The sequence below is a fragment of the Mordavella massiliensis genome (genome assembly GCF_016902415.1).
Taxonomy (GTDB): Bacteria; Bacillota; Clostridia; order Lachnospirales; family Lachnospiraceae; genus Merdimonas; species Merdimonas faecigallinarum.
In genome coordinates this window covers 21,576-34,185 of the sequence record NZ_JACJLV010000006.1, presented here as the reverse complement: position 1 = coordinate 34,185, position 12,610 = coordinate 21,576, and the positions used below count along the sequence as shown (strand labels likewise).

Here is a 12,610-nt window from a genome sequence, read left to right as displayed (position 1 = left end):
CGAACAAAACGTAGAAGTGCCGGGACGGCACCATTAAGGAGGATTATAGAATGGCAACAAAGTCAGCAGGTGAATTTAGAAATGGCATGACCCTTGAAATTGACGGAAAAGTATGTCAGGTCATGGAATTTATGCATGTAAAACCTGGAAAGGGAGCAGCATTTGTGCGCGTGAAGTTAAAAGACATCATCAACGGCGGTGTGGTTGAGACTACCTTCCGTCCGACAGAGTCCTTCCAGGAAGCGTTTATTGAGAGAAAGAAAATGCAGTATCTCTACAATGACGGAGACCTTTTCTATTTTATGGATAACGAGACCTTTGACCAGATCGCTGTCAGCGCAGAGGATGTGGGAGATTCCTTAAAATTCGTAAAGGAAAATGAAGAGGTAACGGTAAGCTTATATCAGGAGAAGCCGTTTGCGATCGAGCCGCCGCTTACCGTAGAGCTGCAGGTAACAGAGACAGAGCCCGGATTCAAGGGCAACACCGCACAGGGCGCTACAAAGCCGGCTATCGTGGAGACCGGAGCGCAGGTTTCTGTTCCGCTGTTTGTAGACCAGGGCGAGATGATCAAGATCGACACCCGTACAGGAGAATACCTGTCCAGAGTATAAGAGACGCGGCGCCATCTGGCGTTTTGCAAATTTCTATCAGACATGAGAGAAAAAGCCTTGCATTTTTTGCAGGGCTTTTTTATAATGATCCTATCTATTCCAAATGCGCCGGCGCATCCGCCGGCCTGTCAGATATTTCTGTCCGGCTTATCTGCCGGGAATTCCACAAGAGGCAAGAACTGCAGCAAAGAAAGGAGTATTATGACCTATGATCAGTTTGTGTTACGCGTAAGAGAAAGAGTAGAGGAAAAGACCGAAGCATCTGTCCGTGTGACGGTCCATACCGCTGTGAAGAATAACGGGACCAGGCGCAAGGGACTGACGCTTACAGAGAAAGGGATCAACATCGCGCCTACGATTTTTCTGGAGGAATACTACCAGAGATTCTGCATGGGGCTTTCGGAAGAATGTGTGGCAGGAGAAGTGCTGGAGCTGTATGCGCGTGTCCGGTTCCGCCATTCCTGGGAGGCGAAGAAGCTGAAAGATTACGGCTATGTAAAGGATCGCATCGTTTACCGGCTGGTGAATCGAAAAGCCAATCAGGAACTGCTTGAGAAAGCGCCGTTCCGCCCCTTCCTGGATCTGGCGATCGTCTATTATGTGATGGTGGAGGCGGCGGAATCCGGCACTGCAGCCATGATGGTCTGCAAAGAGCACCAGGAACTGTGGCAGGTGACCGAAGAGGAACTTTATCAGAGGGCCTGCAGGAACACCAGAAGGATCCTGCCGGAGGAATTTTCTGCCATGAAGACGGTGATCATGGAACTGTCGGAGGCCTTTCTGGAAAAGGCGGGAGATCCGAAGTCAGAAGGAGAGCCGGAAGAAGAGCCGGAAGAGGAGCCGGAGGAAGTGGCCTCAGACGTGATGTATGTGTTGACCAACCGGTTAAGGAGCCACGGGGCCGCGGCGGTGCTGTACGAGGGATGTCTGGAGAAGATTGCGGCAGAACTGGCCTGCAATTATTATGTGCTCCCCAGCAGCATCCATGAGGTGATCCTTACGCCAGACCGCCACGGATTTTCCTATGAGGAGCTTTCTTCTATGGTGAAGGAGATCAATGAAAGCCAGGTGCGGGAAGAGGAGGTGCTCTCGGATCACGCCTACTATTATGACAGGAACCGGAAAGAACTGACATATTTCCCCTGTTCCTAAGAGAAAAAAAGGAAATGCATTTTCGCCGGAGATGCATTTCCTTTACTTTATTCTTTACTTTATGAAAAATATGTGTTAATATATCCATGGTCATTTTAGAAGACCGGAGATATGCACCCGTAGCTCAGGGGATAGAGCACCGCCCTCCGGAGGCGGGAGCGGCGGTTCGAATCCGCCCGGGTGTGTACTTTTTTTATCCAATTTTAGTATGTGCCATATGGAGGTAGTCTTATGGAAGGAAGGCAAAAGGGCCTTCTCCAGCGGGGCAGGATCAGGACAACGGCTGTTCTGATCATTCTGGTCCTTATCGTGGGGGCGGCCGGATGGATCCTTACCGATGACAAAAGCCAGAAAGCACAGAAGAGAACGATGGAAGAACAAAAGATGACGGGAACAGCGGCTCAGCAGGAAAATGAAGGCAGCAGGGACATGTCCGCAAACCCGTTAACACTTCAGGAACATTCGGGGATCGCTTCCGCAGTGGAGCGGTATTACCGGAAACTGGGGGATGAGACAAGCTTTGTGGAAGGGTATGAGAACCTGAAGGTTTATACAAAGCTTGGAAAGTACCAGGATACATACGTGGCGTTTGTCCGGTATGATATGAGGATCCGGGATGTGTATACCCGGGTGCCGGGGCTTGGGACGGTCTATGTGACCGGAGACGGCGAAGGCAGATATCAGGTAGAGACGGATGCGGCGGATCAGGAGATACAGGATTTTGTGGAAACAGTGGCCGCGCATGAGGATGTGCAGGAACTTTTCCAGGAGACGAAGGATTCCTATCAGGAGGCGGTCCGCTCAGACGCCCTTTTACAGGAAGCCCTGCTGGATCTTAAAGAGGCCTACGAGGATTCGACAGGCAGCTAAGACAGAAGAAAGGCAGGCGGCCTCCTTTTTGGAGGAAAAATGAAAGGATACAGAAAAGGATACAGAAAAGCATTTCAAAGAGCATTTCCATACACGATCCCGGTATTAACAGGTTACCTGTTTATCGGGATCGCTTTTGGTGTCATGTTTTCGGAAAAAGGATATTCCTTTTTGTGGGCCGGGCTGATGAGCCTCCTGGTCTACGCAGGATCCGGGCAGTATCTGGCCGTGAATTTCTTCGCTCCGGGCGTCTCCTTTCTCCAGGTCATCTTTCTGACGCTGATGGTCAACATCCGGCACATTTTTTACGGAATCTCCCTGCTGGAAAAATTTCACGGCATGGGGAAGAAGAGATGGTATATGATCTTTGGGCTGACCGACGAGACCTATTCCCTTTTATGCACCACAAAGGTTCCGGAAGATGTGGAAGAAGATCAGTTTCTTCTGGCCGTGTCACTCCTTGATCAGTCCTACTGGGTGATCGGATCCATGATCGGCGGGATCGCGGGAAATTTTCTGCCCTTTGACTCCGAAGGCATAGATTTTGCCATGACGGCGCTGTTTGTAGTGATCTTTGTGGAACAGTGGATGGAAAAGAAAAACCGGGCGCCGGAGGTGATCGGTGTGCTGGCGGCATGCTTCTGCCTGCAGATCTTCGGGGCGGACGGCTTTGTACTGCCGGCCATGCTGCTGATCACACTGTTACTGTTCGTGGGAAGGAAAAGACTGGAAGGGGGTGAGGAGGAGCCATGCCGGTAAGCGCATTCACATCATTTCTGATCATCCTGGCTGTGGCAGTTACAACCTTTGGCACCAGAGTCTTTCCCTTTCTGGTATTCCCAAAAGGGAAAGAGATCCCGGATGTGGTGAAGTATCTGGGGCGGGTGCTGACGCCGGCAGTCATCGGCATGCTGGTGGTGTACTGCTTAAGGTCCACAACCGTATGGTCCGCGCCCTACGGGCTGCCGGAAGCGGCGGCAGTGGCGGTGACGGCCCTCCTGCATGTCTGGAAACGGAACAACCTGCTTAGCATTGGCGCGGGAACCGTACTTTATATGGTATTGATCCAGTGTCTGTAAACAAAAAAGTGACCGGGGACGGGGGATTTCCAGAAATCCCCCGTCCCCGGTCACTTTTTTGTTAATTTAGATCTATTTTTTTCTTCATCAGTTGATAACTTATGATATAGAGCACTGCGCTAAAAAGTAGAGAAGCGCCCAGGCTGATGACAAGAACCTGCGAGATGTATTCAACGAAGGTGAGTGACATTCCTGTGCCGGCGGCTCCTTCTGCTCCGAAGTTTACGATGAAGCGGAAATTCAGGTTTCCGGAAGACAGCTGGGCGATGCCTGTAAACAGGAAGGACGCGACAGAGCCCAGTGTTGTGATGGCAAAGTAGCAGGCAACAGCGCCTACGACCCGGTGGGACGGGAACAACTGGCCAAGCACGATGGAAGCGTAGTAAATGACCACGTTGCAGATGCAGCTGAGAAGCCCCATCAAAAGAAAAATGGCCAGCAGCTGTCCGGCTGTGATGTCCGCATATTTTCCGACGAATCCCAGTTCGGTCATCAGGTCTTCTTTCTGGGATTCAAACAGCCGGAGAAAATCCGGTGTTGCGATCCCGATGTAGAGAGCTGCAAAGACCAGGACGTTATCGATGAATGACCAGATGCTGCCGGAAATGGTTTTGGCCAGCAGATGGGTCCCGGGAGTGACCGGAAGGGTCCAGGTCAGATATCCTTCATCGGAAAACAGATTTTTGTAAAACCGTACGGCAATGACAATGGCGGTTCCAAAGGCAATGCCTGTGATGGCCAGAACGTAGGCCAGGATGGCAAATGCAAAAAGGAGGCTTCCTTCATCGGTCTGAAGCTGGATCCTGCTGGTGACAAAGACGCGCAAAAGCACCGCGATCAACAGCAGAAATGCATGCAGGATGATGAGAAACCGGTTCATGGATTTTAAGTCGTATTTAATCAGTTTTCCTAGCATCGGAACACCTCCCGGAATAAAATGTCAACGGATTTTTGCTGTTCCATCCGAATGTCGTCTACAGAAGCGTTCAGGACCAGACGTCCGTTCTGCAGAAAAAGCACGTGGTCCAGGACATTTTCGATATCATGGATCAGATGCGTGGACAAAAGAATGGTCGCGTCTTCGCTGTAGTTGCTCAGAATCGTATGAAGGATATAATCTCTGGCTGCCGGATCCACGCCTCCGATGGGTTCGTCCAGGATATAGAGTTTTGCCTCCCGGCTCATGACCAGGATGAGCTGTACCTTTTCCTTGGTTCCCTTGGACAGCGTGCGCATCCTTGCTTCCGGAGAAATCTCCAGGTCTGCCAGCATTTCATACGCTTTATCTGCGTGGAAATTTTCATAAAAATCCGTAAAATAATGGATGATATCCTTTACTTTCATGGAATCGTCCAGGTAGCTGCGCTCCGGCAGATAGGAGATCAGTTTCTTCGTATCCACGCCCGGCGCCATGCCGTCGATCAGCACAGAACCGCCGGAAGGGATCAAAAGCCCGTTGATCAGCTTGATCAGGGTAGTTTTTCCGCTTCCGTTCGGACCAAGAAGTCCGACGATCTGTCCCCTTCCCAGAGAGAGGGAGAGGTCGTTCAGGGCATACGTCTGATGATTGTATTTTTTAGAAAGATTCCGGCATTCCAGAATCGGATTCATTTCCCCGCTCATATTACTGTTCCTCCTTTATGGCGTCCTGGATTTTCTTGAGAGTCTCATCCTCGCGGAAGCCTAGCTGTTTCATTTTTTCCATAAAGTCGTGAATGTGCCGGTCGGCAAGCCGGTCTCTTAATTCCTGTAACATCGTTTCATCCTCCGTAATAAATCGCCCGCTGGTCCGCCGGGAGTGCAAAAGTCCGCTCCGCTCCAGTTCGGACAATGCTTTTTGCATCGTATTGGGATTGACGGCGGCATCAATGGCCAGGTCCCGCACAGACGGGAGCTTATCCCCTGCATGGTAAACGCCGGAAACGATATCCTGCTGGATCCGTTCCATCAGCTGCAGATAGATCGGCCGGTCATTGTCCAGTTCCCATGGCATAGACTTCACCTCGCTTCTAATTGTATTATCTAATTAGTACAATAATGCATTGGCCGCGGATTGTCAAGAGAAATGTGAACAAAATGTGAAGGGGGACGTAGACCTTTGCAAAAGGTCTACGTCCCCCTTCACATTTTGTTCACATTTATTTCCGGACGAATTTGGATTTTGGCTGCCGGCATACCGGGCAGGTATAGTCCTCCGGCAGTTCTTCGAAGGGAACCTCGCCGTCATACACGTATCCGCAGACGCTGCACACCCAGCGGGCCGAAGGCTCGGCCGCTTCTTCTTCCGGAAGATAGGTGGGCGCGTTTTTGGGGCTCTTGCCTTTGATCACGTTGTGATAGTAGGCGTAGGTCATGGCGGGAGCGGTCTCTAATACGTCGCCGTCTGTGACTTCGCCTAAAAATACGGTGTGAGTGGATGTTTCCATTTTGTCGATGACGCGGCAGACGATATAGCCGCAGCAGTCGTCTAGGACAGGCATGCCGTCCCGGATGGTGTGGGCCGTGCCGTCGAATTTGTCCACGTCTTTTCCGGACTGGAATCCAAAGGTGCCGATCAGGCCCGGGTCGGAATCTTCGGACAGAATGGATACTGCGAATGTTCCGGTTCTGGCGATACAGCCATTGGTGTAGTTGTCATGGTTGATGCTGATGGCAATGGAAGCCGGCTCGGATGTGATCTGCATGACGCTGTTGGCCGTACAGCCGGTAGGTCTGGTCCCGTCCAGCGTAGACACCACATAGACGCCGTAGGACAGATTGCGGAATACTTTTTTATTCATACTGCACCTCCTGGTTCTGATAAGATAATAATAGTAATTGTTACTAAAATACTATCATATTCACAGGGATTTTGCAAGCAAAGTTCTGCATTTTGCCTGTAAAGTTTAGGTTGTTGCAGGCTGGGGCTTGTGATAGAATATGTAAAGTAAGTGTAAGTTTGGGAAGGAAGGTATCAGATGAAGAAGATAATAGATATGATCAGTAAGGAACTGGCGGACGGATTTGCCGGGGCAGGGTATGATCCTTCTTATGGAAAGGTTACATTGTCCAACCGTCCGGATCTTTGTGAATACCAGTGCAATGGCGCGATGGCGGGAGCAAAGACCTACAAAAAGGCGCCCTTTATGATTGCAGAAGACGTGGCCGGCCGGATCAAAGACCGTCCCTGTTTTGAAGAGGTGTCTGTGGTAAAGCCGGGCTTTATCAATCTGAAACTGAACAAAGAATATATTGCAGACTATTTAAATAAGATGGGAGAGGATCCCGCTCTGGGGCTTGATCCGGTGGAAAATCCGAAGATGATCCTGGTGGATTACGGCGGACCCAATGTGGCAAAGCCGCTCCATGTAGGGCATCTCCGCTCTGCCATTATCGGGGAGAGTATCAAAAGGATCGCAAGAAAAATGGGCCATAAGGTTCTGGGGGATATCCACCTGGGAGACTGGGGCTATCAGATGGGACTGATCATTACAGAGCTGAAGAAACGTCAGCCGCAGCTTCCGTATTTCCAGGAGGATTTCCAGGGAGAATATCCGGAAGAAGCGCCATTTACCATCGGAGAACTGGAAGAGATCTACCCCACTGCCAGCCAGAAGGCCAAAGAAGACGAGGCGTACCGGGAGGAGGCCCTGCATGCCACCTATCTTCTGCAGAACGGGCACCGGGGATACCGGGCGGTCTGGAACCATATCATGGCGGTTTCTGTCTCAGATCTGAAAAAGAATTATGAAAAACTTCACGTGGAATTTGATCTGTGGAAAGGAGAATCAGACGCCCAGGCTTATATCCCGGATATGATCGAACGGCTGAAAGCCGAAGGCTACGCTCACGAAGACCAGGGCGCTCTGGTGATCGATGTGCAGGAAGAATCCGACACCAAGGAGGTTCCGCCCTGCATGATCCAGAAGTCCGACGGCGCGTCCCTTTACGGCACCACGGATCTGGCCACACTGGTGCAAAGAGAAGAAGACTATCACCCGGATCAGGTAATCTATCTGGCAGATAAGCGGCAGGATCTGCATTTCCTGCAGGTGTTCCGCGCAGCGAAGAAGACCGGCATCGTGCCGAAGGAGACGGAGCTTGTCTTCCTGGGATTTGGCACCATGAACGGAAAAGACGGAAAGCCCTTTAAGACCAGGGAAGGCGGCGTGATGCGCCTGGAAAACCTGATCGCAGAGATCAACGGCGAGATGATGAAAAAAATCATGGACAACCGCACAGTGGAGGAAGAGGACGCCAGAAAGACTGCCGAGACGGTAGGACTGGCTGCCATCAAATACGGCGATCTTTCCAACCAGGCGGCGAAAGACTATATTTTTGATGTGGACCGGTTTACCTCCTTTGAGGGAAATACAGGCCCCTACATTCTGTATACGATCGTACGGATCAAGTCGATCCTGAACAAGTATCGGGAAGAGGGAAATGCGCTTGACAGCCTTACGATCCTGCCGGCAGACAGTGACTGTGAGAAGGCGCTGATGCTGGAGACCGTGAAATATAACGAGGTTCTGGAAGCAGCCAGCGAAGAGCTTGCGCCCCATAAGATCTGCGCTTATATTTATGATCTGGCTAATGCATTTAACCGGTTCTATCATGAGACGAAGATCCTGACAGAAGAGCAGGAAGAGAAGAAGCAGAGTTATCTGGGCCTTCTGAAGCTGGTCAAAGAGGTGCTGGAGGCATGTATTGACGTACTGGCCTTTGAAGCGCCGGAGAGGATGTAGGAAGATGACAGAAAAATTATATTATCAGGACAGCCACAGAAGCACCTTTCATGCAAAGGTGCTTTCCTGTGAGCAGAGAAAAGACGGCTACCAGATCGCGCTGGACCGGACCGTATTCTTCCCGGAAGGCGGCGGCCAGTATGCGGATCCGGGATATCTGGATGAGGTGGAAGTCACCGACGTCCATGAAAGGGACGGAGTGATCTGGCATTACACGAAAGAACCGATTCCGGAAGGAAAAGAAGTGGAAGGGCGGATCCTGTGGGAGGTGCGCTTTGAGCGGATGCAGCAGCATACGGGAGAGCATATCGTGTCCGGTCTGGTCCACCAGATGTTCGGATACGACAACGTAGGCTTTCATCTGGGAGAAGACTACTGCACCATGGATTTTAACGGCCCCATTACAAAAGAGCAGTTAAAAGAGATCGAATGGAAGGCAAACCAGGCAGTGTTCCAGAACCTGGATGTGATCTCTTCTTTTCCCTCTGATGAGGAAAGAAGCCATATGGAATACCGCAGTAAGATCGAACTGACCGGACCGGTGCAGATCATCACCATCCCCGGCTACGATGTGTGCGCCTGCTGCGCGCCCCATATGAAGAAAACCGGAGAGATCGGCCTGATCAAGCTGGTGCAGATGGACCACTACAAAGGCGGCGAGCGGATCACCATGCTGGCGGGGAGCCGGGCTCTGCGTGATTATGAGGAAAAAGAAAGAAATGTAAAAGAAATCTCTGCTCTTTTGTGCGTAAAAGAAGGGGAGACGGCAGAAGCCGCAGCCCGCTTAAAAGAAGAACAAAAAGAGCAAAAGGACCGTCTGGCCTCCATGCAGCAAAAGCTTCTGCGGTATCAGGCCCGCGAGATCCCGGTAGACGGAGAATACACGCTGGTCTTTGACGGGAAGCTGACCGGAAACGGCCCAAGGGAGCTGATGAATCTTCTCCTGGAGAGGGGCGCGAACATTTGTCTGGTGTTTGCGGGAAATGACGAGGACGGCTACCGTTATGTCTGCGGAAGCCATAAGGAAGACGTTCGTCCGGCGGGCAAAAGGCTGAATGAAGCATTCCACGGACGCGGCGGCGGCAAAGCGGAGATGGTACAGGGATCGGTTCACGGGACCGAAGAAGAGATCCGGAGATTTTTTGGGAATTAGACAGGGAATTCATGATTTTCTAACTCTTTTATCACAGTTTCAACACAATTTCAAAGTAGACTACAAGCAGAAAAAGAAAATGAGCCAGTGAAAGGAGAATATAAATGATGGATAACCAGTATAACTATTACAATCCCAATGAAAATACAAACTATCAATCTCAGAATCAGAACGGCGCAGGCCAGTTCCATGGGCAGGACCCGCAGGGAGGGCCCCAAAAGAAACCGGGAAAGAAGACGCCAAAATGGATCAAGGCTGCCTGCCTTGGCCTGGTGTTCGGCCTGGTGGCAGGCGCGTCCTTCCAGGCGGTAAATGTGGTAGGCGACCGGATCTTCGGATCCGGAGAGAAATCTTCCGGTTCCCTCAAACAGACAGAGACCTCCGGTGACGCAAAACTGACCACAGCTTCCGGAAGCACAGTTTCTTCGGACATTGCGGATATTTCCGAAAAAGCCATGCCGTCGATCGTCTCCATCACCAACATGAGCGTGGAAGAAGTACAGAACTTCTTTGGAGGCATTCAGGAGCAGCAAAGCGAGAGCGTCGGCTCTGGTATTATCATCGGCCAGAACGACTCTGAGCTTCTCATTGCCACCAACAACCACGTGGTAGAGGGAAATGATACGCTGACGGTTACATTTATTGATGAAGAAAGCGTAGAAGCCAATGTAAAAGGCACGGACGCGGCACAGGATCTGGCTGTTGTGGCAGTCAACTTAAAAGACATCAAGGACAGCACCATGGATCAGATCGCGGTAGCGACCATGGGAGATTCCGATAAACTCAAAGTGGGAGAACCGGCGATCGCCATCGGAAATGCGCTGGGTTACGGTCAGTCTGTGACTACAGGCATCATTTCCGCAAAAGACCGTACCATGGAGGGCCATGAAGGAAACCTGCTGCAGACAGATGCGGCCATCAATCCCGGAAACAGCGGCGGCGCGCTTCTGAACGCCAACGGTGAAGTGATCGGGATCAATACCGCCAAAGTAGCGGCAGACAGTGTAGAGGGCATGGGGTATGCCATCCCCATCTCAGACGCAAGCGATACCATCAATCAGCTGATGAACCAGGAGACCCGCACCAAGGTATCTGCAGAAGAGCAGGGGTATATCGGGATCCGCAGCCAGGCGGATGTAAGCACGGATCTTGCGGAAATGTATAACATGCCTACCGGCGTCTATGTATCTGAAGTAGTCGACGGCGGCGCCGCCCAGAAAGCGGGGATCGAGAAAGGCTCTATCATTACTGCCATCAACGGAACTTCCGTAAACAGCATGTCCGCCCTGCAGGAGCAGCTCCAGTATTACCGCGTGGGCGACAAAGTGACGCTGACCGTGGCTGTGCCGGGACGCGGCGGCGAATACGAAAGCAGCGATGTGGAAGTGACACTGGGCAAAAGTTTTGAATAAGAAATAAAAATCGAATTGTAAGAAATTCTAATAGCACTCATAAGGAAATCTTCTTGACATAATTTTAACGAAAAGTTATAATCTGTAATAAGACAACTGTATGTCAGTCAAAAGTCATTGTTTCATTTTAAGGGAGGTTTTTTTATGAGTGCAGCAACAATTTTACTGGTAATCATGTGGCTCTTTGCTGCAGTCTTTTTTGTGGTGCTGGTCAAGGATGTGCTGGCGCACAAAAATGAACTGGATAAGAGCAAAATGGGGTACAACGTGATCGTCAGCATGGTGGCGAACTTCTTTGATACGCTGGGGATCGGAAGTTATGCCATCGCTACTTCCGCATGGAAGTTCAATAAGGCCATCAAAGATGACCTGATTCCCGGAACCCTGAACGTAGCATTTGGTATTCCGATCTGCGTAGAGGCGACCATTACCATGACCAGGATCGAGATGGATTCTCTGACGCTGGTCCTGATGATCGCATCCGCTATCGTTGGTTCCATTATCGGCGCCAAGATTATTTCCCGGATGGACATTATGAAGATCCGTGTGGTAATGGGTGTGGCACTGCTTCTGGTGGCAGTGGTTACCCTGTGTAAGATCAATGCGATCGGACCGTTCGGTATCCTGGGGACAGCAAGAGGACTGGAAGGCGGACTTCTGGTAGCCGGCGTGGCGGCCAATTTTGTCCTTGGTATCCTGATGACGGCAGGAATCGGCCTGTATGCGCCCTGTATGGCAGTAGTTCTGCTGCTTGGCATGAGCGCGGACGTGGCATTCCCGGTTATGATGGGATCCTGCGCCTACCTTTGCCCGGCCTGCGGTATTACCTTTATCAAAGAAGGCAAATACAACCGCGCGGCGACCATCCCGATGATCATCAGCGGTTCCATCGGCGTACTGATCGCCGGATTTATCGTGACCAGCCTGCCGCTTACCATCCTGACTTATCTGGTATGTGTGGTTATGGTCATCTGTGCTGTGATGTTCTTCCATGACGCCAGAAAACAGACAAAATAAAAATTTAAAAGAAAATTTTGAATTTTCTCTTCAGATGTAGTATAATCTTTCATATATTACGAAACGAGGAGGGACACGTTCTGATGAAATGTCCAATATGTGGCCAGGAATTACAGCCGAGCAAAAAAGACCCGAACTATTATCTTTGCTATGAATGCAAAAAGAAATTTAAAGTTCCACAGAGTTCACAAAAGGCTGCTCCAAAGGCAGCGCCTAAGAAGAAAAAACAGGTAGAAGAGGAAGAGGAGCAGAGATACGCCAACATCCCGCCGAAGCATGTCCGCAAAAAACGCGAGACAGAGATGCGCAAAGCGTACGATGAGATGCTTGCGGTAGAGGATGGCCGGAAAGGGAAGAAGAAAAAAACCAGACAGCGGGAAGAGTTGGATGATGATTTCTTCGACGAACTGGAAGAAGAGGAGAAGATGTCCAAAGCGCCGATCATCGTGCTGGCGATCGCAATCGTTGTAGTTGCGGCACTGATCGTATATATGCTGTTCTTCCGTTAAATACAGGTGTACAGGGACGCAACCGCCGGCAGGCGGGGGCGTCTCTTTTTTTGCATAGAAAAAATCTATAAGTGCATTAA

14 protein-coding genes and 1 tRNA gene are annotated in these 12,610 nt (G+C 50.7%); 11 read left to right on the top strand and 4 right to left on the bottom strand.

Annotated elements, in window-relative coordinates:
- Positions 1 to 50: 50 nt before the first annotated feature.
- From efp to H6A13_RS02920, 6 genes are all read left to right on the top strand, one after another.
- Positions 51 to 614: an elongation factor P gene (efp, locus tag H6A13_RS02945; protein ID WP_204908134.1), complete on the top strand. Its 564-nt coding sequence runs from the start codon at positions 51 to 53 to the stop codon at positions 612 to 614.
- An 84-nt stretch (positions 615 to 698) separates the two neighbouring features.
- Positions 699 to 1,766 (top strand): DUF5688 family protein, encoded by a 1,068-nt coding sequence (locus tag H6A13_RS02940; protein ID WP_243424711.1) that lies wholly within the window; start codon positions 699 to 701, stop codon positions 1,764 to 1,766.
- A gap of 113 nt (positions 1,767 to 1,879) precedes the next feature.
- Positions 1,880 to 1,951: transfer RNA gene (locus H6A13_RS02935), tRNA-Arg, on the top strand.
- A 46-nt stretch (positions 1,952 to 1,997) separates the two neighbouring features.
- Positions 1,998 to 2,636, top strand: a complete 639-nt coding sequence (locus H6A13_RS02930; protein WP_204908133.1) for a hypothetical protein — start codon at positions 1,998 to 2,000, stop codon at positions 2,634 to 2,636.
- A gap of 39 nt (positions 2,637 to 2,675) precedes the next feature.
- Positions 2,676 to 3,395, top strand: coding sequence for an AzlC family ABC transporter permease (locus H6A13_RS02925; RefSeq protein ID WP_204908132.1), 720 nt, complete (start codon positions 2,676 to 2,678; stop codon positions 3,393 to 3,395).
- Entirely contained in the window at positions 3,386 to 3,715 is a 330-nt protein-coding gene (locus tag H6A13_RS02920; RefSeq protein WP_204908131.1) for a branched-chain amino acid transporter permease, read from the top strand. The genes H6A13_RS02925 and H6A13_RS02920 overlap by 10 nt, the downstream gene beginning before the upstream one ends.
- 61 nt (positions 3,716 to 3,776) lie before the next feature.
- Here the strand turns inward: H6A13_RS02920 and H6A13_RS02915 are convergent, their stop codons facing one another.
- The 4 genes from H6A13_RS02915 to H6A13_RS02900 all read right to left on the bottom strand — a co-directional run bounded on the left by H6A13_RS02915 (position 3,777) and on the right by H6A13_RS02900 (position 6,495).
- Positions 3,777 to 4,631, bottom strand: a complete 855-nt coding sequence (locus H6A13_RS02915; RefSeq protein ID WP_204908130.1) for a hypothetical protein — start codon at positions 4,629 to 4,631, stop codon at positions 3,777 to 3,779.
- Entirely contained in the window at positions 4,625 to 5,326 is a 702-nt protein-coding gene (locus tag H6A13_RS02910; RefSeq protein ID WP_204908186.1) for an ABC transporter ATP-binding protein, read from the bottom strand. The genes H6A13_RS02915 and H6A13_RS02910 overlap by 7 nt, the downstream gene beginning before the upstream one ends.
- Before the next feature lie 13 nt (positions 5,327 to 5,339).
- Complete coding sequence (locus H6A13_RS02905) at positions 5,340 to 5,708, bottom strand: GntR family transcriptional regulator (protein WP_204908129.1); 369 nt, start codon at positions 5,706 to 5,708, stop codon at positions 5,340 to 5,342.
- Between the two features lie 145 nt (positions 5,709 to 5,853).
- Complete coding sequence (locus tag H6A13_RS02900; RefSeq protein WP_204908128.1) at positions 5,854 to 6,495, bottom strand: flavin reductase; 642 nt, start codon at positions 6,493 to 6,495, stop codon at positions 5,854 to 5,856.
- Between the two features lie 177 nt (positions 6,496 to 6,672).
- On the opposite strand from H6A13_RS02900, the gene argS reads away from it, so the two are divergent.
- The 5 genes from argS (at position 6,673) to H6A13_RS02875 (ending at position 12,530) form a co-directional block, all read left to right on the top strand.
- On the top strand, positions 6,673 to 8,439 hold the full coding sequence (gene argS, locus H6A13_RS02895; RefSeq protein WP_204908127.1) for an arginine--tRNA ligase: 1,767 nt from the start codon (positions 6,673 to 6,675) through the stop codon (positions 8,437 to 8,439).
- Between the two features lie 4 nt (positions 8,440 to 8,443).
- A complete protein-coding gene (locus H6A13_RS02890) occupies positions 8,444 to 9,592 on the top strand; it encodes an alanyl-tRNA editing protein (protein ID WP_204908126.1) in 1,149 nt (382 codons plus the stop codon).
- A 104-nt stretch (positions 9,593 to 9,696) separates the two neighbouring features.
- The gene (locus H6A13_RS02885; protein WP_338042994.1) at positions 9,697 to 11,004 is read left to right on the top strand and encodes a S1C family serine protease; all 1,308 of its coding nucleotides are present in this window, start codon (positions 9,697 to 9,699) and stop codon (positions 11,002 to 11,004) included.
- A 144-nt stretch (positions 11,005 to 11,148) separates the two neighbouring features.
- Positions 11,149 to 12,021 carry a sulfite exporter TauE/SafE family protein gene (locus H6A13_RS02880; protein ID WP_204908125.1) on the top strand — a complete coding sequence of 291 codons (873 nt, stop codon included), beginning with the start codon at positions 11,149 to 11,151 and terminating at the stop codon, positions 12,019 to 12,021.
- A gap of 83 nt (positions 12,022 to 12,104) precedes the next feature.
- Positions 12,105 to 12,530: an FYVE zinc finger domain-containing protein gene (locus H6A13_RS02875; protein ID WP_204908124.1), complete on the top strand. Its 426-nt coding sequence runs from the start codon at positions 12,105 to 12,107 to the stop codon at positions 12,528 to 12,530.
- The last annotated feature ends 80 nt before the right edge of the window (positions 12,531 to 12,610 follow it).